Raw genomic sequence first — 24,890 nt, 5'->3', positions numbered from 1 at the left:
GGGTGGATCAGCCGTTACAGATTATGCGGGACCGCGTCCCAGCCCTCCACTTCTTGCGGCTTGCGGGGCTCCGGTCCCACGTAGAGGGCGCTCGGGCGCACGATGCGGCCGAGCCGTTTCTGTTCCAGGATGTGCGCGCTCCAGCCCGCCACCCTGGCGCAGGTGAACATCGAGGTGAACATGTGCGCGGGCACCTCGGCGAAGTCGAGCACGACGGCGGACCAGAACTCGACGTTGGTCATCAGCACCCGGTCGGGCTTGCGCGCCTGCAGCTCGGCGAGCGCGGCCCGCTCCAGCGCCTCGGCCACCTCGAAGCGCGGCGCGCCGAGCTCCTTGGCGGTGCGCCGCAGCACGCGGGCGCGCGGGTCCTCCGCGCGGTAGACGCGGTGGCCGAAGCCCATCAGCCGCTCGCCGCGGTCGAGCACGCCCTTGACGTAGCCCTCCGCGTCGCCGCTGCGCTCGACGCCCTCGATCATGTGCAGCACCCGGGACGGCGCGCCGCCGTGCAGCGGGCCGGACAGCGCGCCGATGCCGGAGGAGATGCAGGCCGCGGCGTCCGCGCCGGTGGAGGCGACGATGCGGGCGGTGAACGTGGACGCGTTCAGCCCGTGCTCGGCCGCCGAGATGAAGTAGGCGTCGACCGCCTTGACGTGCCGGGGGTCGGGCTCGCCGCGCCAGCGCTTCATGAACCGCTCGACGATCGTCTGCGCCTTGTCGATGTCCTTCTGCGGCACGGCCGGCAGGCCCAGCCCGCGGGCGGCCTGCGCCACGAACGACAGCGCGGTCACCGAGACCCGGGCCAGGTCGGCGCGGGTCTGCTCCTCGTCGATGTCGAGCAGCTGGCTGAGCCCCCAGTACGGCGCCAGCATGGCGACGGCCGACTGCACGTCGACGCGGATGTCGCCGGAGTGCACCGGCACCGGGAACGGCTCGGCGGGCGGCAGCCCGGGCCCGAAACGGCCGTCGACGAGCAGCGCCCAGACGTTGCCGAAGGACACGTGACCGATCAGGTCCTCGATGTCGACGCCTCGGTAACGCAGCGAACCGCCGGCCTTGTCCGGCTCGGCGATCTCGGTCTCGAAGGCGATGACGCCTTCGAGGCCCGGCTTGAAATCGGACACGTCACGCCTCCAGAGGACCCCGCCGGACGAAAGCCGTGGGTGTTTCATCTTGCCTGCTGGGTGACCGGCGGTCGACCCGCGGAAATGTGCTGTCTGCGACACCCATCCTCGCCGAGCAGACGCATCGCCGTCCGGGACTTTAGGTTCGTGGGGTCAATCTTCCCGGAGGAGAGCGCGTGAACCCCGAACCGTCGTCGTCGCCCGCCGGTATGCGGCGCGACTACACCGAGCGTGGCGCGCTGCTCGAGAGCGACCTGGCCGCGGACTGGACCGCCCAGTTCACCCGCTGGTTCGCCGATGCGCAGGCCGCCGGCCTGCCCGAGCCCAACGCGATGATCGTCGCTACCGCGGACGCCGACGCCCGGCCGAGCGCGCGCACGGTCCTCCTCAAGGGGTACGACGAGCGCGGTTTCGTCTTCTTCACCAACTACCGCTCGCGCAAGGGCGTTGAGGCGCTGGCGAACCCCGTCGCCAGCCTGGTCTTCCCCTGGTTCGCGATGCAGCGGCAGGTGCTTGTCGCCGGCGCCGTCGTGCCGGTGGACCGGGCCGAGACCGAGGCGTACTTCGCCACCCGGCCGCGCGGCTCGCAGCTCGGCGCGTGGGCCAGCCCGCAGAGCCAGGTGCTGCCGGACCGGGCCGCGGTCGAGGCCGGGCTGGCCGCGGCGATCGAGCGCTTCGGCACCGAGGGCGAGGTTCCCGCGCCGCCGCACTGGGGTGGGCTGCGGGTGGTGCCGGAGACGGTCGAGTTCTGGCAGGGCCGCGGCAGCCGGCTGCACGACCGGCTGCGCTTCCGGCGTACGGGCGAGGGTTTCGTGGTGGAACGGCTCGCGCCGTGAGTCAGGAGCCGGTCGAGGCGGCGGCGAAGGTCGCCGAGGAGGCGGCCGAGGGCGGGCGCCGGAGCTGGGTGATCGACGTCCGGCCGCTGCGCGGCGCCGCCTACCGGCGGATGTGGATCGGCAACGGCGTCGGGTTCTTCGGCTTCCAGTTCACCGCCGTCGCCGTGCCGGTGGAGATGTTCGCGATCACGGGCTCGTCGGCCTGGGTCGGCCTGCTCGGCGTCGCGAGCCTGGTACCCCTGTTGATCTTCGGGTTGTGGGGTGGCGCCGCGGCCGACGTTGTCGACCGGCGCAAGCTGCTGCTGGCCAGCTCGATGCTGGCCTGGCTGTCGACCGTCGGCCTGCTGGCGCAGGCCGTCCTCGGGCTGGAGAGCCCGGGGGTGCTGCTCGCGCTGACCGCCGTGCAGTCGGCGGGCTTCGCGATGAGCTCACCGGCCCGGCAGGCGATCATCCCGCGGATCGTGCCGGGCGAGCTGGTGCCGGCGGCGAACACGCTCGCGTACACGACGACAACGGCCGGCGGCGTCCTCGGGCCGCTGGCCGCGGGCCTGATCTTCGGCGCGTGGTCGACGGGTACCGGCGTCACGATCGCGTACGCGGTGGACGTCCTGCTCTTCACCGTCTCGTTCTGGGCCACCTACCGGCTGCCGGCGATCCCGCCCGTGCACGACGACGGCGCGGCCGAGCGGCCGACGGCCGGCGTGCGCGGCATCGTCGACGGGCTGCGCTTCCTGGTCACCCAGCCGGTCCTGCTGCTGTCGTTCGCGGTGGACATCGTGGCGATGGTGCTGGCCATGCCCCGGGCGCTGTTCCCGGAGATCGCCGAGGACCGCTTCGGCGGCGGCTCGGCGGTCGGCTGGCTCTTCTCCGCGATCGCGATCGGCTCGCTGGCCGGCGGCCTGACGTCGGGCTGGATCGGCCGGGTCCGGCGCCAGGGTGCCGCACTGGTGGTCGCCGTCGTCGGCTGGGGCCTCGCGGTCGGCCTGGCCGGCCTCGCGCACTCGCTGTGGCTGATGGTGCTGCTGCTCGCGGTCGGCGGCGCCGCGGACCTGGTCAGCGCGGTCTACCGGCAGTCGATCCTGCAAACCTTCGCGCCCGACCGGCTGCGCGGCCGGCTACAGGGCGTCTTCACGGTCGTGGTGGCCGGCGGTCCCCGGCTCGGCGACCTGCGGGCGGGCGCGACGGCCGACATCGCCGGCCCGACCTTCTCGTGGGCCGGCGGCGGTTTCGCGGCCGCGGGTGTCGCCGTTGTGCTGGCCGCGGCCTTCCCCGCCCTGCTTCGATACCGTCCTCCCGCTGACGCGGAGGTCACCCGATAATGTCAGGGGTATGACCGACGGTATTCCTGTGCCTCGCGGCGCCGGGAAGCAGAGCGAGGCGGTGGCGTGACAGACGTCGTGGCGGCGAAGTCCGGTTTGCAGTGGACCATCGAGGCCGAGGGGCACCGTGCGGTGATCGCGGAGGTCGGCGGCGTGCTGCGCGGCTACTCCGTGGGTGAGCGGGAGGTCGTGGACGGCTTCGGGCCGGACGAGATCTCGCCCGCCTCGGCCGGCCAGATCCTGGCGCCGTGGCCCAACCGCATCCGCGACGGGCACTACACGTTCGAGGGCACGGCCTACCAGCTTGCGCTGACCGAGCCGGCCCGGCACAACGCGATCCACGGGCTGGCGAACTGGGCACGCTGGCGGCTGGTCGAGCAGGCGGACGACGCCGTGACGGTCGAGCTCGATCTGCCGCCGCAGATGGGTTACCCCTGGTCGCTGACGCTGCGCACGCGGTGGAGCGTCTCCGCGGACGGGCTGCGCTCCGATCAGGAGGCCGTCAACACCAGCGACGGCAACGCGCCGTGGGGCTTCTCCGTGCACCCGTACCTGCGGCTGCCGGGTGTCGCGGTGGAGGACATCCTGCTCCAGGTGCCCGGCCGCAGCCGGGTACTTACCGACGCCCGGCTGCTGCCCATCGGCGCGGTCAAGGTCATCGGCAGCGACTACGACTACACCGAGCCGCGCCGCATCGGCGAGGCCGTGCTGGACACGACGTTCGGCGACCTGACCTATGCGGCCGACGGCGGCTCATCGGTGCGGATCGCCGCGCCGGCGGGCGGGCCGTCCGTGACGGTCTGGGGCGACGAGAACTTCCGCTGGTGGCAGATCTTCACGGGCGACACCCTGCACGGCGAGCGGTTCCGCCGGTCGGTGGCGATCGAGCCGATGACGTGCCCGCCGGACGCGTACCGCTCGGGCCGGGACCTGGTCGTGCTCGAGCCGGGGCAGACCTGGCGCGCCTCCTGGGGTGTCCGGCCGGCGGTCGCCTGATCATGGAGTTCGACGAGGTTCTCCGCCGCCGGCGGATGATCCGCACGTACGACCCGGACCGGCCGGTGCCGCCGGAGATCGTGGACAAGCTGATCAGGCACGCCCTGCGCGCGCCCTCGGCGGGCTTCTCGCAGGGCTGGGGCTTCCTGGTGCTGCGCGACCAGGCCGACCGCGACCTCTACTGGTCGGTGACGGCCGAGCAGGACGACGCGACCGCGGGCTCGTGGCTGGACCGGATGCGCACCGCGCCGCTGATCATCGTGGCGCTGTCCAACAAGTCGGCCTACCTGGACCGGTACGCCCAGGCCGACAAGGGCTGGACCGGCCGGGACGAGAAGCGCTGGCCGGTGCCCTACTGGGACATCGACACCGGCTTCGCCGCCCTGCTCATCCACCTGACCGCGGTGAACGAGGAGCTGGGCTCGCTGTTCTTCGGGGTGCCGGCCGCGCGGGTCGGTGCATTCCGGGAGGCTTTCGGCGTTCCGGAGGAATTCACCCCGGTCGGGGTCCTCACCGTCGGCTATCCGGCGGCGGATAAGAGGTCACCGTCACTGCGCCGGGGGCATCGCCCGGTAGACGAGGTGGTGCATCATGGCCGATGGGCCACGACGGACCGGCCCGGCGCGAGTGACATCTGACGACGGGTGCCGGCGGGCGGCTCGCTAGGCTGGCGTGACGTGTGTGAGGACCGAGGGGAGCGTGCCGTAGTGATCTTCAAGGCGGTACGAGACGGAGCACCGTACCCCGACCATCACACGACGCTCAAGAAGTGGGCGGAGATCCCTCCGCGCCCCATCCGGCTCGCCGATCTGATCACCACCAAGCGCGAGCTCGCGCTGGACAAGCTGCTCGCCGAGGACTCGACGTTCTACGGCGACCTCTTCCCGCACGTGGTGGAGTGGCACGGCGGCCTCTACCTGGAGGACGGGCTGCACCGGGCGCTGCGCGCCGCGCTGCAACAGCGCAACCAGATCCACGCCCGGGTCCTGGTCATCGACTAGGCGCTAGGGTCGATCCATGGCCGCCGTCTCTCCCCTTGACCTTCTCGACCTCGACGACCTGCTCAGCGAGGAGGAGCGCGAGGTCCGCGCGCTGGCCCGCCGGGTCGTCGACGATCGGGTCCGGCCCTACGTCGCCGACTGGTACGAGCGCGGCGAGGTGCCCGTCCGTGAGCTAGCCCTGGAGTTCGGCAAGCTCGGCCTGCTCGGCATGCACCTGACCGGCTACGGCTGCGCCGGCGCGTCCGCGGTCGCGTACGGACTGGCCTGCCTCGAGCTGGAGGCCGCCGACTCCGGCGTGCGCTCGCTGGTCTCCGTGCAGGGCTCCCTGGCGATGTACGCCATCTGGAAGTACGGCAGCGAGGAGCAGAAGCAGCGCTGGCTGCCCGGCATGGCCGCGGGCGAGCTGATCGGCTGCTTCGGGCTGACCGAGCCCGACCACGGCTCCGATCCCGGCAACATGGCGACCCGGGCCCGCCGCGACGGCGACGACTGGATACTCACCGGCGGCAAGATGTGGATCACCAACGCCCCGGTCGCCGACGTGGCCGTGATCTGGGCCCGCGCCGAGGAGGGCGTGGTCGGCTTCGCCGTGCCGACCGCCACCGAGGGCTTCGCCGCCCGCGAGGTGCGGCTCAAGCTCTCGCTGCGCGCCTCGGCCACCGGCGAGATCACCCTCGACGACGTCCGGGTGCCCGAATCGGCCCGGCTCCCCGAGGCGCGCGGCCTGCGTGCGCCGCTGTCGTGCCTGACCGAGGCCCGGTTCGGCATCATCTGGGGCGCGCTCGGCGCGGCCCGCGACTGCCTGGACGCCGCCATCGCGTACGCGACCAGCCGCGAGCAGTTCGGCCGCCCGATCGCCGGCTTCCAGCTGACGCAGGCGAAGCTCGCGGACATGGCGCTGGAGCTACAGAAGGGCTACCTGCTGGCGGTGCACCTCGGCCGCCGGGCCGACTCGGTGGGGCTGCGCCCGGAGCAGGTAAGCGTCGGCAAGCTCAACAACGTGCGCGAGGCCATCAAGATCGCTCGGGAGTGCCGGACGATCCTCGGCGCGAACGGCATCAGCGGCGAGTACCCGGTGCTCCGGCACGCGAACAACCTCGAAAGTGTGCTCACGTACGAGGGAACTTCGGAGATCCACCAGCTGGTGATAGGCCAGGGATTGACCGGGCTCAACGCCTTCGGCGGCTGACCGCGCTGCGAGTGTCGCACCCCTTCCGTACCGTGGATGGCAGAAGGAAGGGGTGAGCCCCGATGGCCAAACCGAGCGAGATCGACGAACCCACCCGGGAGTATCCAGAGGTCGAGGACCAGCCAACGCCTGCACCGGAGCCCCGGACCGGCATGGGCGGGTTCGCCCGCGTTCTGATCTTCACCGGCGTGGTCTTCGCGCTGATCGTGGCGATGTGCCTCGGCCTGCGTGCGGTCAACGTCCTGCCCGGCTTCGACAACCCGTTCTCCGACAAGACCACCGACCGCAGCCAGCCGGTGCTGTTGCAGTCGATGCGCGACCTGAGCCGCTACGTGGCGGCCGACGGCACCTTCCAGGTCATCGTCGACCTCCAGGAGAACCGGGAGAACATCCCCGACTTCCTGCTCAACAAGCGCACGCTCTTCGTGGGCTCCGGCACGGTCGAGGAGTATGTCGACTTCGGCCAGCTCGCCGAGGGTGCGGTCAAGGTCGACAACAACGACAAGTCGGTCACCATCGAGCTGCCCCCGCCGCAGCAGGGTCAGGCGGCCCTCGACATGGAGCGCAGCTACGTCGTCGCCGAGGAGCGCGGCCTGCTCAATCGCTTCGGCGACGCGTTCCGCAGCGACCCCGGCCAGCAGCAGCGGGTCTACCAGCTGGCGCAGCAGCGCATCACCGAGGCGGCCCGGGCCAGTGGGCTGGACCAGCGTGCCCGGGACAACACCACAAAGATGTTGCAGGGCCTGCTCACCAGCCTGGGCTACACCTCGGTGACCGTCACGTTCGCCAGCCCCTGACACCCGGGACAAGGAGCCCCGGCCCGATCGGGCCGGGGCGCCAAGCCGTGGGGTCACTCGTTGGGCATCATGATCCAGAGGATCAGGTAGATCAGGAACTGCGGGCCGGGCAGCAGGCAGGACAGGACGAAGATCAGTCGCACGACGCCGGAGGACAGGCCGAACCGGCGTGCCAGGCCGGAACAGACACCGGCGATCCATCGGTCGTCACGGGGCCGGGACAGTCGGCGGGTCACGTCTACCACTCCATTCGGTGCGGCTGCGACCGTGCGTCACAACCACGTTCAACGATATGAGCGCCGCACCGGGCCGCCCTCGGTCCCGAGGTGGAGAAGTGCCCTCGCGTTCCCGTAAGGGCTACCCGTAGCCCGTGTGAAACCACTGTTAGCATCGGGCGATCCCGCCCCGGACACCCCGTCGCCATGGGCGGCGTATGGGAGGGATGTCTCGGTGACGCTCGCCGTGCTGTGCGGGAGTACCGGCAACGACCTCGACCCGGGTGCGGCCCGTCGGCTCGCCGACGAGCTCACCGCGGCCCTGGCCGCGGCCGGGGCCACCGCGGTCGTGCCGGTGGAGGGACTCGACGTCGCGGCGCAGCTGCGCGAGATCGCCAGGATCGCCGCGGACGCGGCGGAACCGTTGCTGCTGTGCGCCGACAATCTCGTCGCCCACCCGAGCCTGCTCTGGACCCTGGCCACCGAGCCGGCCGGCCGCAGCACCGCCCTGGTGATCGCGGAGGACGGCGGCGACCTGCGCGAGGAGCGCGGACGGCTGGTCGCGGCGGTGGACGGCACGACCCGCTTCCTCGGCGCGATCAGCATCGCCCCGGCCGACCTGCCGATCCTGGCCACGGCCGCCGCCCGCGCGGCAGATCACGTCCCGGCCGGCCCCGAGCCGGCCGGTGCCGCCGTCGCCACGACCGCCGGCTCGACCGGCGTCGCCCGGCGGGACGCGGTCGACGTGCTGCTGCCGGGGCTGATCGACGGTGGACTCGTGCCCATCGCCACCCGGGTGCGGCTGCTGCACGCCGAGCGGGTGCACACTCCCGCCGAGCTGACCGCCGCCCGCGCCGCGGTCGCCGCCGTCGACGAGGACTCCGCCCTGCTGCGGCTCGCGGTCAAGGAGAAGGACGACTTCTTCACCACCTATGCCGTCAGCACCTGGTCGCCGCTGGTCACCAAGTGGTGTGCCCGGCTCGGCCTGAGCCCGAGCGGCGTGACCGCGCTGTCCGTGCTGTTCGCGGTGGCCGCCGCGCTCGCGTTCTGGCAGGCCTCGCGGCCCGCGATGATCGCCGGGGGGATCCTGCTCTACCTGGGCTTCGTGCTCGACTGCGTGGACGGGCAACTGGCCCGGTACACCCGCAGCTTCTCCGCGTTCGGCGGCTGGCTGGACACGATGGCAGACCGGGCCAAGGAGTACGCGGTCTACGCCGGCCTGGCCGCCGGCGCCGAGCGGGCCGGCCTGCCGTACGCCTGGCCGCTGGCGATCACCGCGATCCTGTTGCAGACGGTCCGGCACATGACCGACACCTGGTACGGGGCGCTGCACGACGAGGCCGCCGCCCGGCAGTCCGTCGGCACCGCGGGCAACGCCGACGCCGGCGGCGGGGTGGGTGCGCGGCTCAGCCGGGCGTCCAACCGGGTGCAGGCGGACACCGGCTCGGCCGCGTACTGGCTGAAGCGGATCGTGGTCTTCCCGATCGGCGAGCGGTGGGCGCTGATCGCCGTGCTCGCGGCGTTCGGCAACGGCCGGATCGCCCTGGCGGCGGTGGTGATCTGGGGGCTGCTCGCGGCCGCGTACACGTTGGGCCTGCGCTCCCTGCGCTCGATCTCGATGCGCGTCGGAGTGCTCGACACGGTCGACACGTCGCGGCACCGCGACGACGGCCTGCTGGTCCGCGCCGTCCTGAGCGCGGCTCGGGTCGGCGCGCCGCTGGCCGCGACGGTGGTGGCGGCGCTCGCGGCGCTGGTGCTGGTGGTCGGCCTGCTGGCGGGCTGGGTACCGATCGGCACCTCGGTCGGCCGGTGGGTGAGCGGCGGGCTCCAGGTGGAGTTCGTCCGGGCCGGCGGCGGCGCCGCGGTCTGGCTCGTGGTGACCGCGGTGCTGGTGCTCGGCGCCGGGCTACCGGCCCGGTCCCGGCACGACGGGCCGCTCGACTGGCTGATCCCCGCCGGTCTGCGGGCTGCCGAGTACCTGGTCGTGGTAGCCGTGGGGTTGATCTGCTCGGTGCCGCCGCCGGTTGTTTACCTGTTGTTGTTCGTACTGGCACTCCGCCACTACGACCTGACCGCCCGGATGGAGAAAGGTGCACCGGGCGCCTCCGCGGCGAGGGCGTGGCTCGGCTGGGACGGCCGGGTCGTACTGCTCGTGGTGTGCGCACTGTGCGGGGCCGCCACCATCGGTGAGCTGCTGCTCGCCCTCGTGGTGGGCGGTTCCTTCCTGGCGGGGGCGGTCGGAGACTGGAGATCCGGAGGTTCGTAGTGCCCCTGCTCAGCGTGGTGCTGCCGGTGTACAACGTGCGGGGTTACCTGCGCCAGTGCCTGGACTCACTGCTCGAGCAGGCCTTCACGGACTTCGAGGTGGTCGCCGTCGACGACTGCTCACCGGACGACAGCGGCGCCATCCTCGCCGAGTACGCGGCGCGTGACCCGCGGGTCCGGGTCGTCTCGCTCGAGACGAACGCGGGGCTGGGCGGGGCGCGCAACGCCGGCCTCGATCAGGCGATCGGCGACTACGTCTGGTTCGTCGACAGCGACGACTGGCTGGCGCAGGGCGCGCTCACCGCGGTCGCCGGCCGGCTCGTCGACACGGACGCGGACGTGCTGGTCGTGGGCTTCGACCGGGTGTACTGGGACGGCCGGGTGGAGGTCGCCGGCGCCGGGGCGGTGCTCGCCACCGCGCCGCGGACGTTCACGCTCGCGCAGTGGCCGGTGGTGCTGACCGTGCTGCACGTGGCCTGGAACAAGGTCGTGCGCCGGGATCTGCTGATCAAGCTCGGCTTCCGCTTCGAGTCGGGCTGGTACGAGGACGTCTCCTACACGTTCCCGGTCCTGGCGGCGGCCGACCGGATCAGCGCACTCGGCCGCACCTGCGTGCACTACCGGCAGCGCCGGACCGGGGCGATCACGCGTACGGTCGGTGACCGGCATTTCGAGATCTTCAGGCACTGGGAGCGCGCGCTCGAGCTGGTGGAGGAGTACGCGGAGCGGCCCGAGGAGCTGCGTCCGTCGCTGTTCGATCGGATGATGTGGCACTACGTGGTCGTGCTGCGCAATCCCGAGCGGATACCGCCGGCCTCGCGCCGGGTCTTCTTCGACCGGATCGTCGCGGACTTTCACCGGTACCGGCCGGCCAAGGGCTATCGCCCGCCGCCGGGGGCCATGGGCCTGCGGCACCGGTTCATCGAGCGGGGATCCTTCCTGTCGTTCCGGGCGCTGAACCGGGCCGTCAACGTGGTCAAGGCCCTGAACCGGCGGCGGCGGATGCCCGCGCTGAAGGTGCGGGGGATGGCCAAGCGGGCGCGGCAGGCCGCCTACCGCGGCTACTACCGGCTACACCTGCGGCTGCCGGTGGACGACCGGCTCGCGCTGTACGCCGCGTACTGGTACCGCGGGGTGACCTGCAACCCGGCGGCGATCTCGAGCAAGGCCGCCGAGCTGGCCCCGGAGGTGCGCAACGTCTGGGTCGTCGGCCGGGCCGGCGCCCGTTCCGTCCCGCCGGGCACCGACTACGTGATCGCCGGTTCGCTGCCGTACTACCGGGCGCTGGCCCGGGCCCGCTGGCTGGTCAACAACGTGAACTGGCCGAACTGGGTGGTCAAGCGGGACGGCGCCACACACCTGATGACCCACCATGGCACGCCGCTGAAGATGATGGGCCTCGACCAGGCGGATCATCCGGCCGCGGTCAAGGACCCGGACTTCCGCGCACAGATGCGCCGCGCGGACCGCTGGGACTTCAGCATCTCGGCGAACGCGCACACCACGGTCGCCTGGGAGCGGGCGTACCCCTGCCGGTACGAGACCCTCGAGGTCGGCTACCCGCGCAACGACCGGCTGGCGTCCGCGTCGCCGGCCGAGACGGCGGCCGTGCGGGCGAGGCTCGGCATCGCACCGTCCGAAAGGGTCGTCCTCTACACGCCGACGCACCGCGAGTGGCTGCGCCTGGGCGAGCGGGTGCTGGACGTCGAGGCGTTCGCCGAGGCGCTGGGGCCGGAGACCGTGCTGCTGGTCCGCGCGCACTACTTCCACGTCGCTCCGGACGAGGAGACGCGGACGCGCCGGGGGCGGATCGTGGACGTGTCGGGATACCCGGTGGTCGAGGACCTCTATCTGGCCGCCGACGTGATGGTCACCGACTACTCCTCGGCGATGTTCGACTTCGCCGTGCTCGACCGGCCGCTGGTGATCTTCGCGCCCGACTGGGAGGCGTACCGGGAGCTGCGCGGCACCTACTTCGACCTGATGGAACAGCCGCCGGGAGCCGTCGCGACGACCTTCCCGGAGTTGGTCGGCGTCTTCGCCGGCGGCGGGTACTCCGGCGGTGAGGCGGCCGCCCGTCGTGCCCGCTTCCGGGAGAGGTTCTGCTACCTCGACGACGGCCGGGCCGCCGAGCGGGTGGTGCGCCGCGTCTTGCTGGGCGAAACCGCGCCGTAATTCTTCGCGACTGCGAACCCGGGCCCGCTCGCGTCCCGCGAACGCCCGTCCGGCCTGCCACCTGCACAGACTGTGCAGTTAGTTGATCTTGTGACGTCCGTGAATGGGTAATCGTCCGGTGACTGTGGGCAAATGGCCTTTTCACCCGATGGCAGACATCGATGTGTGTAGTCACGCTAAGCCATCGTCGCAGCTCAAACGCAGGAGGTTGACGGTGTCCACCGTCGCGCTCAAGGACGTCACCAAGGTGTGGCCGCACGGCAGCGTCGCGGTCGACCGGGTCAGTTTGGACGTCGAGGACGGTGAGTTCCTGGTCCTGCTCGGCCCCTCCGGGTGCGGCAAATCGACAATTCTTCGCATGATCGCCGGGCTCGAGGACCCCACCTCCGGCGCGATTCTGCTCAACGGCGAGCCGGTCATGGACCTTGCACCGCGCGATCGCCGGATCGCCATGGTCTTCCAGGACTTCGCCCTCTACCCGCACATGACGGTCGGCGAGAACATCGGCTTCCCGCTGAAGCTCTCCGGCATCGAGCTCGTGCCGCGCGGCGAGCGGATCGGCGACGTGGCGAGCGCCCTCGGCATCGGCGACGTGCTCGCCCGCCGGCCCGGGCAGCTCTCCGGCGGCCAGCGCCAGCGGGTCGCGATGGGCCGGGCCATCGTGCGCCGCCCGGGGCTCTTCCTGATGGACGAGCCCCTGTCCAACCTGGATAGCGGCCTGCGCGCCGAACTGCGTTCGGAGATCACCGGCCTCACCCGCGAACTCGGCGTCACCACCATGTACGTCACCCACGACCAGGCCGAGGCGCTGACAATGGCCGACCGGGTGGCGATCATGCGCAAGGGCGTGCTCCAGGACATCGGTACCCCCACCGAGGTCTACGGCAGGCCGGCCACCCTCTACGTCGCCGCGTTCCTCGGCGCGCCCCGGATGAACCTGCTCGAGGCCTCGGTGTACGTGCACCTCGATCGCTACATCGCGCTCAACCTCGGCGAGCAGGCGCTCTACCTGCCCTGGAACGACATTCGGTCGCGGGCGATCGCGCACTACCACGGCGAGCGCATCGTGGTCGGCATGCGGGCCGAGGCGCTGGCGCCCGTCGCACCCGACACCCCGGGCGACGTGCTCCAGGGGCGCATCCGCCACCTCGAACACCACGGCCACGAGTCCCTGGCCTTCCTGGACATCGGCGCGACCGCCGTCGTCGTCGACGAGCTCGCCGGCATGACCGCCGACTCCGTCCCCGATGCCGGTGCCTTCCGGCGGATCGGGGGAGCGCTGCAACGGCTCGCCGGCCGCGGCGACAAGGCGGTCCTCGAGCGCGACGACCCGGAGAAGACCTCGGTGCTCAGCGACCCCGGCCGGCACCAGCGGCGCCCGGCCGAGCTGGCCGTGCGGCTGGCGCCGTACCCGGCCGTCTCGCCGGGGCATCCGCTCGCGATCAGCGTGCGGATGGACGCCCTGCACTTCTTCAACGATCGCGGAGATCGCATCGACGTCGGTTGGCGCTGAAGCTCGCACGCATTGACGGCATGGCATATCGTTCCGCGCACGTCGGTGCGATGGCGTATCGACGTCGTTGATCTGAAGGGTGGCGGCCAGCTCGGTGATCGCACGCCGATCTCGCTCTTCTTCCTGATCACCGCACCGGACTACGGCTGGATCCTGCTCTTCGGCTTCGTCGGCACCCAGCTGGCGTGTTCTACGCGGAGATCTTCCGAACCCTGTCCGACCTCTTCTGAGAAGTTTCTTGGGATCTCTCGGCTGCCACGGAGGCGGTACACAGCGTAGGCTGCTCGGCGGTGGAGGAAACTGTCGACCACGATGTGCTGCGTCCGGCTCCGGGCAGGGAGTCGCCGGACGGTGCACCGGCGCGTACAGATCCTGATCGATCCGGTCTCACCCTGCTGGACCGCACGTTCGGCCGCGACGAGATCACCGTGGTGCGCCACGAGGTCACGGCGCGGCTCGATCGCGGAGCGCTCGGCGATCGCCTGCACGGCTTCGTGCTGGCGATCAACGAGATCATCACCAATGCCGTCCTGCACGCCGGCGGTCACGGCCGGATCGTGCTGTGGGGCACCGCCGGGTCCCTGTGGTGCACGGTGACCGACTCCGGGCCGGGGATACCGGAGCGGTTCCGGCATCCGCCGGAGGCGCCGGAGGCGTTCGAGGTGGGCGGCCGGGGCATCTGGCTGGCGCACCAACTGTGCGACGAAGTAACGATGGCCACCGGTCCGATTGGGACGACTATCGGACTCCGAATTGGCCTGCCCGGGCGTATTACCCTGTCTGACCTGGTCAACGGCGCTTAGGACAACGATTGAACACGGCATGAAACGCCGTGGAAATATCGTCCTGCGCATGGAGCGGTGTTGGCAACGCTGGGCGACTACATTGGTCCAGTGCTCGGACTACCTCCCCAAGTGACGGCCTGCCTTTTCGACCTCGACGGTGTGCTCACACAGACCGCCCTGGTACATAACGCGGCATGGAAGCAGACCTTCGACGCGTTTCTCGAGGCGTGGTCAGCGCGGCATGAACAGCCGTTCGTGCCGTTCGACTCCGGCGCCGACTACCACAAGTACGTCGACGGCCGGCCGCGCGCCGACGGGGTTCGCACCTTCCTCGCCTCGCGGGGCATAACCCTGCCCGAAGGCACGCCCGACGACGGTCCCGACGAGGAGACCGTCAACGGCATCGGCAACCGCAAGAATGAACTCGTCCTCCAGAAGATCGCGGAAGGCGCGGTACAGGTGTACGCCGGATCGGTCGACTACCTGCACGCCGTCCGGGACGCGGGCCTGCGCCGCGCCGTCGTCTCGGCCAGTGCCAACTGCGCGGACGTGCTGAACGCGGCCGGCATCGCGGACCTGCTCGAGGTGCGCGTTGACGGCGTGACGGCCCGCGCGGAGCAGCTGCCGGGCAAGCCGGCCCCGGACACCTTCCTGTACGGCGCCAAACTGCTCGGCGTGGATCCCGCAAACTGCGCCGTGTTCGAGGATGCCCTGGCCGGCGTGGCCGCGGGCAAGGCCGGCGGATTCGGCATCGTGATCGGCGTCGACCGGGTCGGCCAGGCCGACGCGTTGCGCGCACACGGCGCCGACATCGTCGTGCAGGACCTCGCCGAACTCCTGAAGTAAACCCCACAGACTTTCTTTCCTTTTCAGTGCGAGAGGCACCACCGTGATCCGTGAACGGGCCTACCCCGTCGATCCCTGGCATATCCGGGAGACCCGGCTGGACCTGGACCTGATGGCTCAGTCCGAGTCCGTATTCGCCCTGTCCAACGGCCACATCGGCATCCGCGGGAACCTGGACGAGGGCGAGCCGCACGGCCTGCCCGGCACCTATCTGAACTCGTTCTACGAGCTGCGGCCGCTGCCGTACGCCGAGGCGGGCTACGGGTTCCCCGAGTCGGGCCAGACGATGGTCAACGTCACCAACGCCAAGCTCATGCGGCTCCTCGTCGACGACGAGCCCTTCGACGTGCGGTACGGCGAGCTGCGCTCCCACGAGCGCACCCTGGACCTGCGCGCGGGCACGCTCGAGCGGATAGTGGAGTGGATCTCCCCGTCCGGCCAGGCGATCCGGGTGCGCACGGTCCGGCTGGTGTCGTTCACCCAGCGGGCGGTCGTCGCGTTCCTCTACGAGGTCGAGGCGGTCGACTCACCCGCCCGGCTGATCCTCCAGTCCGAGCTGGTGGCGAACGAGCAGCTCCCGCCGACCAGCAAGGACCCCCGCGTCGCCGCGGTGCTGGACCACCCGCTCCAGGCCGAGGAGCTGCTGGAGCAGCGCACCGGCGGCCTGCTCGTGCACCGGACCAAGGCCAGCGACCTGCGGATGGCCGCGGCGATGGAGCACCTCGTCGAGGCGCCGGGCAAGCACGCCGTCACCACCGAGGGGCACCCGGACTGGCTGCGTACCACGGTGGCCTGCAAGCTCGAGCCGGGGCAGAAGCTGCGCGTCGTCAAGCTGGCCGCGTACGGCTGGTCCAGCAACCGTTCGCTGCCCGCGGTGCGCGACCAGGTCGGCGCCGCGCTGGCCAGCGCCCGGCTGGACGGCTGGGAGGGCCTGGTCGAGGCGCAGCGCGACTACCTCGACGCGTTCTGGGACCACTCCGACGTCAAGGTCGAGGGTGACCCGGAGGTGCAGCAGGCGGTGCGCTTCGGCCTCTTCCACATGCTGCAATCCGGCGCCCGCGCCGAGCAGCGGCCGATCGGCTCCAAGGGCCTCACCGGCCCGGGCTACGACGGCCACACGTTCTGGGACGCCGAGACGTTCGTGCTGCCGGCCCTGACCTACACCCAGCCGTCCGCGGCCGCGGACGTGCTGCGCTGGCGGCACTCGACGCTGGATCTGGCCCGGGAGCGCGCGCAGACCCTCGGCCTGCAAGGCGCGGCCTTCCCGTGGCGCACCATCCGCGGGCAGGAGTGCTCGGCCTACTGGCCGGCCGGCACGGCCGGCTTCCACATCGGCGCCGACATCGCCGACGCCGTGCGCCGCTACGTCTCGGCGACCGGTGACTTCGACTTCGAGCGCGAGGTCGGCCTCGAGCTGCTGGTCGAGACCGCCCGGCTGTGGCGTTCGCTGGGCCACCACGACCGGCACGGCCGCTTCCACATCGACGGCGTCACCGGCCCGGACGAGTACACGGCCGTGGTCAACGACAACATCTACACCAACCTGATGGCGCAGCAGAACCTGTTCGCCGCGGCGGACGCGGTGAAGCGGCATCCCGACCTCGCCCGCAGGCTGGGCGTGGACGGCGAGGAGTCGGCGTCGTGGCGGGACGCGGCGGCGTCCGTGCACATCCCGTACGACCGGGAGCTCGGGGTGCATCAGCAGTCGGAGGGCTTCACCCGGCTTCAGGAGTGGGACTTCGAGAACACCCCGCCGGAGGCGTACCCGCTGCTGCTGAACTACCCGTACTTCGACCTGTACCGCAAGCAGGTGGTCAAGCAGGCCGACCTGGTCATGGCGATGTACGTGCGCGGCGACGCCTTCACGCCGGAGGAGAAGGCCCGCAACTTCGCGTACTACGACTCGCGTACCGTGCGGGACTCGTCGCTGTCGGCGTGTATCCAGGCCGTCATGGCCGCGGAGGTCGGTCACCTCGAGCTGGCCCATGACTACCTGGGCGAGGCCGCCCTGATGGACCTGCACGACCTGCACCAGAACGCCCGCGACGGCGTGCACGTGGCGTCGCTCGCCGGCTCCTGGATCGCACTGGTGGCGGGACTGGGCGGCATGCGGGACTCGGGCGGGCAGCTGTCGTTCGCGCCGCGCCTGCCGAGCCGGATCAACGCGCTGGAGTTCTCGCTGCTCTGGCGCGGTCTGCGGCTGCGGGTGGAGGTGACGGCCGACGAGGTCACCTACTCGCTGCGCAACGGCGGCGGCTCGGCCCGGCTGGACCTCCTGCACCACGGCAAGGAGGTCACGATCACCCAGGTGAAGCCGGTCGTGCTGGCCATCCCGCCGGCGCCGCCGACCGGACCGCAGCCGAACCAGCCGTTCGGTCGTGCCCCGGTCCGGCGGGCCACCGGCAGCTGACCGCCGACCTCGGCAGACAAGAAAGCCCCCGTCCGCCAGGACGGGGGCTTTCTTTTGGCGCGGGGATCAGAGCATCGACACGTGCACGTGGTCCGTGTGGTCGCTCGGTCCGGAGTATGACTTCCAGCCAGTCGCCGGGAACCAGATCTGCTTGTTCCAGATGACGTAGAGAATGCCCAGCCTGTCGGCGTTGCGCACCAGGAACGCCATCAGGTTGTTGCCGTACTCCCGGGTGTCCTGGTTGTGCCAGGGCGAGAAGCCGCTCTTCTGCAGCGACCAGTCGCAGGCCCGGCCCTTCGGATGCTCGAACGGGCCCCCGTTGCGGTGGCAGCCGACGAACCGCTTGAAGTTCGCCTTCTTCACTTCCTTGTACATGTGGAAGGTCCGCGGGGTGATGCAGCCGCTGGTCGTGGGGTCGTTAACGCTGCACGACTCGGGACTGAACTCGCCGTCGGAGTTACGCGGAGCCGCGGCGGCCACCGGCGAATTGACGAGCACGAAACCGCCGGTCACGATGTTGCCGCCGACCTTCGCCAGGGCCTTCTCCGCCGACTGCTTCTGCTTCTTCATCGCGGCGAGGTTCTGCTGCTGTGCCTTGACCTCCTGGTCGAGGCGGGCCTTGGCGGTGTTGACGTCGTCGATCGCCTGGTACAGCGCGTGCAGCTTGCCGTCGTTGAGGGCGCTGATCTCCTCGAGGGAGACCGCCTTCTTGAGGAAGCCTTCCGGGCCGTCCGTGTTCAGCAGGAAGCCCATGGTGGAGATGCCGCCGGTGCGGTACTGCTGTGCCGCGACGGCGCCGACCTCGGGAAGCATGGCGTCCCGGCGGGCCTCGGCGTCCTTGACCTTGAGGGCCAGGCCGAGCTGCGTCTTCGTCGACTTCGCGACCGCCGACTTCGCCGCGACGAAGCGTCGTCCGGTGGAGTCGAGCACTTCGTTGAGGAGCGGGTCGTCTTCGCCGTCGTCGGCGGTCGACGTCTTCTTGTCGTCCGGGTCGGCGTTTGCCGGGCCGGCGGGCACGAGCAGCATCGTGACCGCGACGAGCGGTGCCAGGGCGAGGACCAGCCACCGGCGGGGTCTTGCCGTCATTCAGAATCCTTCCGCGTGGCCGCCGACCGGGTTAGCTGACGGGTTCGGGACGGAAGCAATCCCTACCACTGTTAAGTGGATTCACCCCACTACTACGTGTGGTTCCCCGGCTCGCCTCGCGGCGATTAGGCGGTGGACTGCCGGCACCTTGGGGGCGGTGCCTTCCTTGGCAGTAACCGGCGGCCAGCTTACCCGACAACGGGCCGTCTGCCAGTCTCCACGACGGCCGTAAAAGCGTTACCCCGCAACGACTTTCCGTTACATTTCGATGGAATGGCCCAGGTGGTTAACGCCGGGCGGGCCATCGGTGTGAGTCACTGCATTCTTATCGCGCCGAAATTACGCCGAGTGGCGGCATTGTTGCCCTAAGTACGACACCTGTCGATTCCTAGCATCGATGGGTAGTGTTCGTCACGGTCTCCGCGGAGACCGTCGCCTAATCGCCGCATGGCGAGCCGGGGAACCAACCGAGTAATGGGGTGAATCGGGTCCGAGCCGCAGGCACGGACCTGTAGGGATCGCTTCCGTCCCGAACCCGTCAGCTAACCCGGTCGGCGGCCGACGGAAGGAAAGCACTTGAGGCTCAAACCTGCCCGCCGACGATTAGCGGCCGTCCTGGCCGCGCTCGTCGCCACCTCGGGGCTGGCGCTGACCGCCCCGTCCCCAGCCTCCGCCGCACCCCGCCCGCTCGCCGCGCCCGGCGACTCCGGCGACGACGGCGAGGGTGGCTCCAAGTCACTGGTGCAGCAGCTCGAGGCGGCGTCCAAGGGCTTCGTCGAGGCCAAGGAGGCCCTGGCCCGCTCCAAGACGCGCCAGCAGCAGTTGATCGCCAAGCTCAAGGAGATCGACGCCGAGCTCGGCCCCCGGCAGGCGGCGCTGGACGACATAGTCCAGCAGTCGTATCGCGTCGGGCGCCTCGGGCCGATGACCGCCCTGCTCAACGCCGACTCGACCGGCAGCATGCTGGACCGCGCGGAGATCCTCGAGACGGTCGCCGTCAAGCAGGACCGCGCGGTGCGTGATCTCAAGGACTCCCGGAGCCGGCAGGAGCGGGCGAAGGCCGAGATCGACGCCGAGATCCGCGATCAGCAGCGCCAGGTCGAGATCATGGCCAAGCGCAAGGCACAGGCGGAGGGCGCCCTCAAGGCGGCCAACGCGGCGAACGGCGTCGAGGAGGAGTCGTCGAGCGGCGCCGACTCCAGCAGCGGTGGCAGCAGCGACGGCGGCAGCAGCCTGCGGGCCGCGGCCGCGCCGCGTAACTCCGACGGGTCGCTGCCGAACCAGTCATGCAGCGTCAACGACCCGACCACGTCCGGCTGCATCACGGCGCGCACCCTGCACGCGATGAAGGAGGCGCAGAAGGACGGCTTCACCCACTTCGTCGCGTGCTTCCGCACGCAGAACAGCGGTGAGCATCCGAAGGGCCGGGCCTGCGACTTCGCCGCCGACAAGAACGGCTTCGGAGGCGTCGCCTCGGGCAGCAGCAGGACGTACGGCAACCGGCTGGCGAACTACTTCATCAACAACGCCAGCGCGCTGGGCGTGCTCTACGTGATCTGGTTCAAGCGGATCTGGCTGCCCAGCAGCGGCTGGAAGGCGTACTCGAGGGGTAACGGCGACCCCTCGAGTGATCACACGAACCACGTGCATCTCTCGATGCGCTAGCTGACAGGGTGCGGGGCCTACCGCTTGACGTAGGCCTCGTACTCCTTCAGCACGTCCTCGGTCGGGCCGTCCGCCCGGATCAGCCCCGACTCGAGCCAGATGCTGCGCTCGCAGGTGTCCCGGATCGACTGCTCGCTGTGGCTGACCAGGAAGACCGTGCCGGCCTCGGCCCGCAGGTCGCGGACCCGCTGCTCGCTGCGCCGGCGGAACTTCGCGTCACCGGTGGCCAGCGCCTCGTCGATGAGCAGCACGTCGTGCTTCTTCGCCGCCGCGATCGAGAACCGCAGCCGCGCCGACATGCCGGAGGAGTAGGTGCGCATCGGCAGCGAGCTGAAGTCGCCGCGCTCGTTGATCCCGGAGAACTCGATGATGTCCTTCACCTGGGACTTCACGTCGGCCGGTGACATGCCCATCGCCAGGCAGCCGAGCACGACGTTGCGCTCGCCCGGCAGGTCGTTCATCAGGGCCGCGTTGACGCCGAGCAGCGACGGCTGGCCGGCCGCGTAGATCGCGCCCCGCTCGACCGGGAGCAGCCCGGCGATCGCGCGCAGCAGGGTTGACTTGCCGGAGCCGTTGGTGCCGATCAGGCCGACGGCCTCGCCCTTGTACGCGACGAAGCTGACGCCCTTGATCGCGTGCACCTCGCGCAGCGTGGCCGGCTTGGTGCCGGTGACGAGCCGCTTGAAGCTCGCCAGCGGGCTGCCGGTGCCGGCCGTGGCGGCCTGGTGCACCCGGTAGACCACGTGTGCGTCGTCGACGATGACCGTCGGTTCGCGCCGGTCGGTGCTGGAGTTGTCAGCCACGGCCGTAACCCTTCTCTCCGCGCCAGAAGTAGACATAACCGCCGAGTCCGACCAGCGCGGTCCAGCCGATCGCCTGGAGCCAGAGCACCGGGGCCGAGGCCGCCAGCGTGACGTCCTCCATCAGCGCGTGCCGCATCAGCTCGATGAAGATCAGCAGCGGGTTGGCCTCGACCAGGTACAGCTTCCAGCCGCTCAGGTGATCGGAGAACTGGGTCACCGGGTAGAGCACGGCCGAGCCGTACAGCCAGATCCGCATGATGAACGGCACCAGCTGCTTGAAGTCGGCGACCTTGGAGCCCAGCCGGGCCGTACCCATGGCCAGGCCCGCGTTGAAGATCGACTGAAGCACGAAGGCCGGGATGATCAGCAGCCACTCCCAGGTGATCGGCTCGCCGAAGGCCAGCACGATGACCATGAGGACCGCCATCGAGGCGAACATGTTGCGAATCTCGACCATGGTGATGGCGAGCGGCAGGCTGGCCCGCGGGAAGTGCAGTGCCCGGATCAGGCCCATGTTGGAGCTGATCGACTGGATGCCGGACTGCACCACCGACTGGGTGAAACCGAAGACGAAGACACCGATGCAGAGGTACGCGACGAAGTTGTCGACGCCCCGCTGGGTGTTCAGGAGCACACCGAAGATCACGTAGTACACGGCCGCGTTGATCAGCGGCGTCAGCACCTGCCAGAAGGCGCCGAGTTTGGTGCGGCCCAGCGACGAGCTGACCTTGGCGTTCGCGTACGACGCGATGAAGTGCCGGTATGACCAGAGCTGCCGCGAGTAGTCGCGCAGGCTGGGCAGCTTGCCGGCGGCGCTCAGGCCGTGCGTGCGGGCCAGCTCCTTGAGCGCGAGGCCGGTGTCGGAATCGGCGACCGCCGTAGGGGGCATGGGGTGGCGCTCCGATCTTGTCGGTCCGATGGGGGCCGAGGACCTGGTTGAATCGTCCGGGGACACAGGTACAAGTGTGCGCGATGGAACGGGTTCGTATCGACGCTGGCCCGAAACTATCCGACCGGGCGCCGGAACGCAACCGTTGCGTCCTCGCGTATAGTGAGACCGTGGCAACAGCGAAACGTGCACCCGCCGGAGCGGCGGTGCTCCGCGGGGACATCACCGCGGCCATTCGGAATGCGGTCATGAACGAGCTGGCCGAGGTCGGCTACGGACGGCTCTCCATCGAGGCAGTTGCCCGCCGCGCGGGTGTCGGCAAGACGGCAATCTACCGCCGGTGGAGCAACAAGCTCGAAATGGTACTCGAGATAGTGTCCGCGGTAGCGGAGCGTAGCGTGCCCATGCCCGATACCGGAAGCTTCGCGGGCGATCTGCAACTGCTGATGTTCATCGTCAGCAAGGCGCTCGGGCACCGCATCGCGTCGCAGATCATCCCCGACCTGATGGCCGAGGCGGCACGCAACCCGAAGATCGCCGAGACGTTGCAGGGTGCGCTGCGCACCCATCAGCAGGCCGTCGGCGAGAAGATAGTCGGCCAGGCCGTCGCCCGCGGCGAACTGCCCGCGGGCACCGACCCCGACCTGGCCGTCGATCTGATGCTCGGGCCGCTGTACTGGCGGCTCGCGGTCGCCCGGACCCCCATCGACGACGACTACCTGGAGAAGCTCGGCGCCGCCGTACTGGCCGCACTGCGCGCCTGAGCTAAGGCGCCGCGTTCAGCAGATCCAGCGCGCTGTGCTGGCAGGAGTGGTTCGTGCTGACGTACGGCCCGGCCCAGTGGCTGCCGTACGCGTCGAAGCCGGTCCGGTCCCTGGCGTACGCGGAATCGGCCTGTCGCCGCAGGTAGGTGTCGTACGGCCGGCCGACCGCGGCGTTCAGCACGCCGAGCCCGCGGACGAACGCGCCCTTGAACGAGACGCCGTCACCGGAGCACTGGTCGGGCTCGTTGGGTTCGCGCAGGATGCCGCCGCTGTTGAGGTAGGTGCTCGTGGTGGCCGCGTCGGCGACCCGGCGGGCGACCGCTAGGGCGTTCGCGTCCCCGGTCAGCCGGTTGAGCTGGACCAGCGCGTTGATCAGCACGCCCTGGTTGTAGGTCCAGGTGACGTCGCCGTTGTTGCGGCAGGTGCCGAGGTTGACGCCGTCGTTCACCAGGTTCGAGCTGTTGATCATCCCGGTGCTCTGGAACCAGGCCCAGCCGGCCTGTGCGCGCCCGCGGTAGACGGAGTCGCCGGCGATCCGCTGGGACAGGGCCGCGTTGAGCTGGATGTAGAGGCTGTTGGAGATGGCGTTCTTCACGGTCCGGTCGGTGCGCCAGTAGATGCCGCCGCCGCAGCGGGTGTCCCAGTAAGCGAACATGTGGTCCGCGTCGGCCCGGGCGGTGTTCAGGTAGCGGCTGTCGCCGGTCCGGTCGTACGCGGCCACCCAGGCCAGCCCCCACCAGCCGGTGTCGTCGAGGTACTCGTTGCGGAACTGCCCCCGCGCGGCGTTGATCTGCTTGTCGTACGTCGCGGCGATCGCGTAGTCGTAGCTGTGCATGCCGCTGATCCGGCTGTTGTCGATCAGCGCGGTGAGCGCGTTGGCGCCGGTCCACCAGCCGTTGGTGTCGAACAGCCCGGTGCCCCGGTCGAAGCGCATCATCAGCGCGGTCGCCGCGGCCGTGCGCCGGTCCCAGGCGTTCCAGGTGCTCCGCGCCCAGCCGGTGCAGGTGAGCTCGGGGCGGTCGCCGGCCTTGCCGCAGGCGCGCAGCACGCCGACGCCGAGGGCGCCCCAGTCGTCGACGTTGAACATGGCGGTGCGCCAGCCGCCAGCGCCGGCGGGAACGACGGTGAAGCCGATCCGGCTGTCGCCCTGCCAGGTGCGACCGCCGTCGAAGGAGCGGTCCAGCCACACCTCGTCGCCGGGCCGGCCGTTCTCCACGGTCGCCCAGATCATCGCGTCGGCGTCGTTGACGTGGACCTTGAACGTACGGCCGTACAGGATGGCGCTGGTCGCGACGCGGTCGCCGGGGGAGAGCGCGGGGTCGCGGCCGTCGCAGTACCGGTTGCAGACGGTGGCTGCCAGGGCCGGGGACCCGGCCGGCAGCTGGAGCAGGGCGGTGGCGGCGACCGTGGCGGCCGCGATCCACTTCGTGTGCATGGGGATACCTCCGTGCCGGGGATGCACTTGGGTATCTGTTAATAAAGTACACATATTCTTAACAGTCAATGCCTTGCGCGCCATCTGTCAGACCGCTAAGCCCGGCCCGATCGGGGCCGAAACTGGGTGCATGCGGTACAAGAAGGCCCTGCTCCCGTTGCTGGCACTGCCGGTCGCGCTCGGCGGGTGCGGCCTGCTCGGCATGGGCTCGGCCGGCACGCAGGCGGTGTCCGCGACGCCGACGCCCGGCCAGACCTGGATGGTCGTCGCCTCGGGCAGTGCCACGCCGAGCCCGAAGCCGTCGTTCACCGGAACGCGGCCGCCCGCGCTGCCGCCCGTTTCGTTCCTGCCGGTCGACCCGCAGTGCACCAAGGACAACCGGATGGTCCGGGAGGGCCAGGCGCTGATCCCGCTCGAGGTGGTGCCCGGCGCCGGCAGCCTGACCGTGACCTGGCCGCGGCAGTACATGTCCGACTACCGGGTCACCGCCGTCAAGCAGCCGCTGAGGGGCGGCAACCAGCCGGACTACACCTGGCAGAGCGTCCCGCCCGCGACCAGCTGCACGGTCACCGCCACGATCACCGGGCTCAAGAAGGGCACGCCGTACATCGTGTGGCTGGACGCCCCCAACACCGGCTATCTGCGGGACGGCACGCGGCATCCGTACAGCGGTCGTTCGGGCGTGGTCTTTCCGCGCTGAGTAGTCAGGTTCCGTAGTAGACGCCGAGGGGTCCCCGACCCCTCGGCGTCTCTGCTTTTGCGGCACACGGGGATTTCTCA

The 24,890-nt window shown here is 70.4% G+C and carries 22 protein-coding genes and 2 riboswitches; of the genes, 16 read left to right on the top strand and 6 right to left on the bottom strand.

Annotated elements, in window-relative coordinates; all coding sequences use genetic code 11:
• Positions 1-14: 14 nt before the first annotated feature.
• The gene (locus BJ971_RS37110; RefSeq protein WP_184997966.1) at positions 15-1,121 is read right to left on the bottom strand and encodes a citrate synthase 2; all 1,107 of its coding nucleotides are present in this window, start codon (positions 1,119-1,121) and stop codon (positions 15-17) included.
• 209 nt (positions 1,122-1,330) lie between these two features.
• Here BJ971_RS37110 and pdxH point away from each other — a divergent pair, with 209 nt between their 5' ends.
• The 7 genes from pdxH to BJ971_RS37075 all read left to right on the top strand — a co-directional run bounded on the left by pdxH (position 1,331) and on the right by BJ971_RS37075 (position 7,259).
• The gene (gene pdxH / locus BJ971_RS37105; RefSeq protein WP_184999295.1) at positions 1,331-1,957 is read left to right on the top strand and encodes a pyridoxamine 5'-phosphate oxidase; all 627 of its coding nucleotides are present in this window, start codon (positions 1,331-1,333) and stop codon (positions 1,955-1,957) included.
• Positions 1,954-3,276, top strand: coding sequence for an MFS transporter (locus BJ971_RS37100; RefSeq protein WP_184997965.1), 1,323 nt, complete (start codon positions 1,954-1,956; stop codon positions 3,274-3,276). Before pdxH ends, BJ971_RS37100 begins: the two co-directional genes overlap by 4 nt.
• A gap of 66 nt (positions 3,277-3,342) precedes the next feature.
• A complete protein-coding gene (locus BJ971_RS37095) occupies positions 3,343-4,272 on the top strand; it encodes an aldose 1-epimerase family protein (protein ID WP_184997964.1) in 930 nt (309 codons plus the stop codon).
• A gap of 2 nt (positions 4,273-4,274) precedes the next feature.
• On the top strand, positions 4,275-4,910 hold the full coding sequence (locus BJ971_RS37090) for a nitroreductase family protein (RefSeq protein ID WP_184997963.1): 636 nt from the start codon (positions 4,275-4,277) through the stop codon (positions 4,908-4,910).
• Between the two features lie 69 nt (positions 4,911-4,979).
• Positions 4,980-5,273 (top strand): type II toxin-antitoxin system VapB family antitoxin, encoded by a 294-nt coding sequence (locus BJ971_RS37085; protein ID WP_184997962.1) that lies wholly within the window; start codon positions 4,980-4,982, stop codon positions 5,271-5,273.
• 16 nt (positions 5,274-5,289) lie between these two features.
• Positions 5,290-6,462 carry an acyl-CoA dehydrogenase family protein gene (locus tag BJ971_RS37080; protein ID WP_184997961.1) on the top strand — a complete coding sequence of 391 codons (1,173 nt, stop codon included), beginning with the start codon at positions 5,290-5,292 and terminating at the stop codon, positions 6,460-6,462.
• A gap of 62 nt (positions 6,463-6,524) precedes the next feature.
• On the top strand, positions 6,525-7,259 hold the full coding sequence (locus BJ971_RS37075; protein ID WP_184997960.1) for a DUF4230 domain-containing protein: 735 nt from the start codon (positions 6,525-6,527) through the stop codon (positions 7,257-7,259).
• 53 nt (positions 7,260-7,312) lie between these two features.
• On the opposite strand, the gene BJ971_RS37070 is transcribed toward BJ971_RS37075, so the two are convergent.
• Positions 7,313-7,495: a PspC domain-containing protein gene (locus tag BJ971_RS37070; RefSeq protein ID WP_203709662.1), complete on the bottom strand. Its 183-nt coding sequence runs from the start codon at positions 7,493-7,495 to the stop codon at positions 7,313-7,315.
• A gap of 214 nt (positions 7,496-7,709) precedes the next feature.
• Between BJ971_RS37070 and BJ971_RS37065 the strand changes: the two genes are divergently transcribed.
• The 6 genes from BJ971_RS37065 (at position 7,710) to BJ971_RS37040 (ending at position 17,468) form a co-directional block, all read left to right on the top strand.
• The gene (locus BJ971_RS37065; protein ID WP_184997958.1) at positions 7,710-9,740 is read left to right on the top strand and encodes a DUF5941 domain-containing protein; all 2,031 of its coding nucleotides are present in this window, start codon (positions 7,710-7,712) and stop codon (positions 9,738-9,740) included.
• Positions 9,740-11,914 (top strand): bifunctional glycosyltransferase/CDP-glycerol:glycerophosphate glycerophosphotransferase, encoded by a 2,175-nt coding sequence (locus BJ971_RS37060; protein WP_184997957.1) that lies wholly within the window; start codon positions 9,740-9,742, stop codon positions 11,912-11,914. Before BJ971_RS37065 ends, BJ971_RS37060 begins: the two co-directional genes overlap by 1 nt.
• A 214-nt stretch (positions 11,915-12,128) precedes the next feature.
• Positions 12,129-13,427, top strand: coding sequence for an ABC transporter ATP-binding protein (locus BJ971_RS37055; protein ID WP_184997956.1), 1,299 nt, complete (start codon positions 12,129-12,131; stop codon positions 13,425-13,427).
• Between the two features lie 290 nt (positions 13,428-13,717).
• Entirely contained in the window at positions 13,718-14,230 is a 513-nt protein-coding gene (locus BJ971_RS37050; protein ID WP_184997955.1) for an ATP-binding protein, read from the top strand.
• A gap of 90 nt (positions 14,231-14,320) precedes the next feature.
• Positions 14,321-15,058: an HAD family hydrolase gene (locus tag BJ971_RS37045; protein ID WP_184999294.1), complete on the top strand. Its 738-nt coding sequence runs from the start codon at positions 14,321-14,323 to the stop codon at positions 15,056-15,058.
• Between the two features lie 43 nt (positions 15,059-15,101).
• Positions 15,102-17,468, top strand: coding sequence for a glycoside hydrolase family 65 protein (locus BJ971_RS37040; protein ID WP_184997954.1), 2,367 nt, complete (start codon positions 15,102-15,104; stop codon positions 17,466-17,468).
• Positions 17,469-17,534: 66 nt separating this feature from the next.
• Here the strand turns inward: BJ971_RS37040 and BJ971_RS37035 are convergent, their stop codons facing one another.
• Positions 17,535-18,554: a coiled-coil domain-containing protein gene (locus tag BJ971_RS37035; RefSeq protein WP_184997953.1), complete on the bottom strand. Its 1,020-nt coding sequence runs from the start codon at positions 18,552-18,554 to the stop codon at positions 17,535-17,537.
• A 5-nt stretch (positions 18,555-18,559) separates the two neighbouring features.
• Positions 18,560-18,696: riboswitch (cyclic di-AMP (ydaO/yuaA leader) on the bottom strand.
• A 281-nt stretch (positions 18,697-18,977) separates the two neighbouring features.
• A riboswitch (cyclic di-AMP (ydaO/yuaA leader) is annotated at positions 18,978-19,127 on the top strand.
• 3 nt (positions 19,128-19,130) lie between these two features.
• On the opposite strand from BJ971_RS37035, the gene BJ971_RS37030 reads away from it, so the two are divergent.
• The gene (locus BJ971_RS37030) at positions 19,131-20,219 is read left to right on the top strand and encodes a coiled-coil domain-containing protein (protein WP_184997952.1); all 1,089 of its coding nucleotides are present in this window, start codon (positions 19,131-19,133) and stop codon (positions 20,217-20,219) included.
• Positions 20,220-20,236: 17 nt separating this feature from the next.
• Here the strand turns inward: BJ971_RS37030 and BJ971_RS37025 are convergent, their stop codons facing one another.
• Positions 20,237-21,058 carry an ABC transporter ATP-binding protein gene (locus BJ971_RS37025; RefSeq protein ID WP_184997951.1) on the bottom strand — a complete coding sequence of 274 codons (822 nt, stop codon included), beginning with the start codon at positions 21,056-21,058 and terminating at the stop codon, positions 20,237-20,239.
• Complete coding sequence (locus BJ971_RS37020; RefSeq protein ID WP_184997950.1) at positions 21,015-21,911, bottom strand: ABC transporter permease; 897 nt, start codon at positions 21,909-21,911, stop codon at positions 21,015-21,017. The genes BJ971_RS37025 and BJ971_RS37020 overlap by 44 nt, the downstream gene beginning before the upstream one ends.
• Positions 21,912-22,117: 206 nt before the next feature.
• Here BJ971_RS37020 and BJ971_RS37015 point away from each other — a divergent pair, with 206 nt between their 5' ends.
• Positions 22,118-22,675, top strand: coding sequence for a TetR/AcrR family transcriptional regulator (locus tag BJ971_RS37015; RefSeq protein ID WP_239087807.1), 558 nt, complete (start codon positions 22,118-22,120; stop codon positions 22,673-22,675).
• Between the two features lies 1 nt (position 22,676).
• Here BJ971_RS37015 and BJ971_RS37010 read toward each other — a convergent pair whose 3' ends face one another.
• On the bottom strand, positions 22,677-24,110 hold the full coding sequence (locus BJ971_RS37010; RefSeq protein ID WP_184997948.1) for a glycoside hydrolase family 76 protein: 1,434 nt from the start codon (positions 24,108-24,110) through the stop codon (positions 22,677-22,679).
• Between the two features lie 130 nt (positions 24,111-24,240).
• Here BJ971_RS37010 and BJ971_RS37005 point away from each other — a divergent pair, with 130 nt between their 5' ends.
• Positions 24,241-24,810 carry a hypothetical protein gene (locus tag BJ971_RS37005; RefSeq protein WP_184997947.1) on the top strand — a complete coding sequence of 190 codons (570 nt, stop codon included), beginning with the start codon at positions 24,241-24,243 and terminating at the stop codon, positions 24,808-24,810.
• Positions 24,811-24,890 lie beyond the last annotated feature (80 nt).

Source organism: Amorphoplanes digitatis (genome assembly GCF_014205335.1).
In the GTDB taxonomy this organism is placed as follows: Bacteria; Actinomycetota; Actinomycetes; order Mycobacteriales; family Micromonosporaceae; genus Actinoplanes; species Actinoplanes digitatus.
The sequence above is the reverse complement of the archived record's forward strand: the minus strand, read 5'-3'. Positions and strand labels throughout refer to the sequence as shown.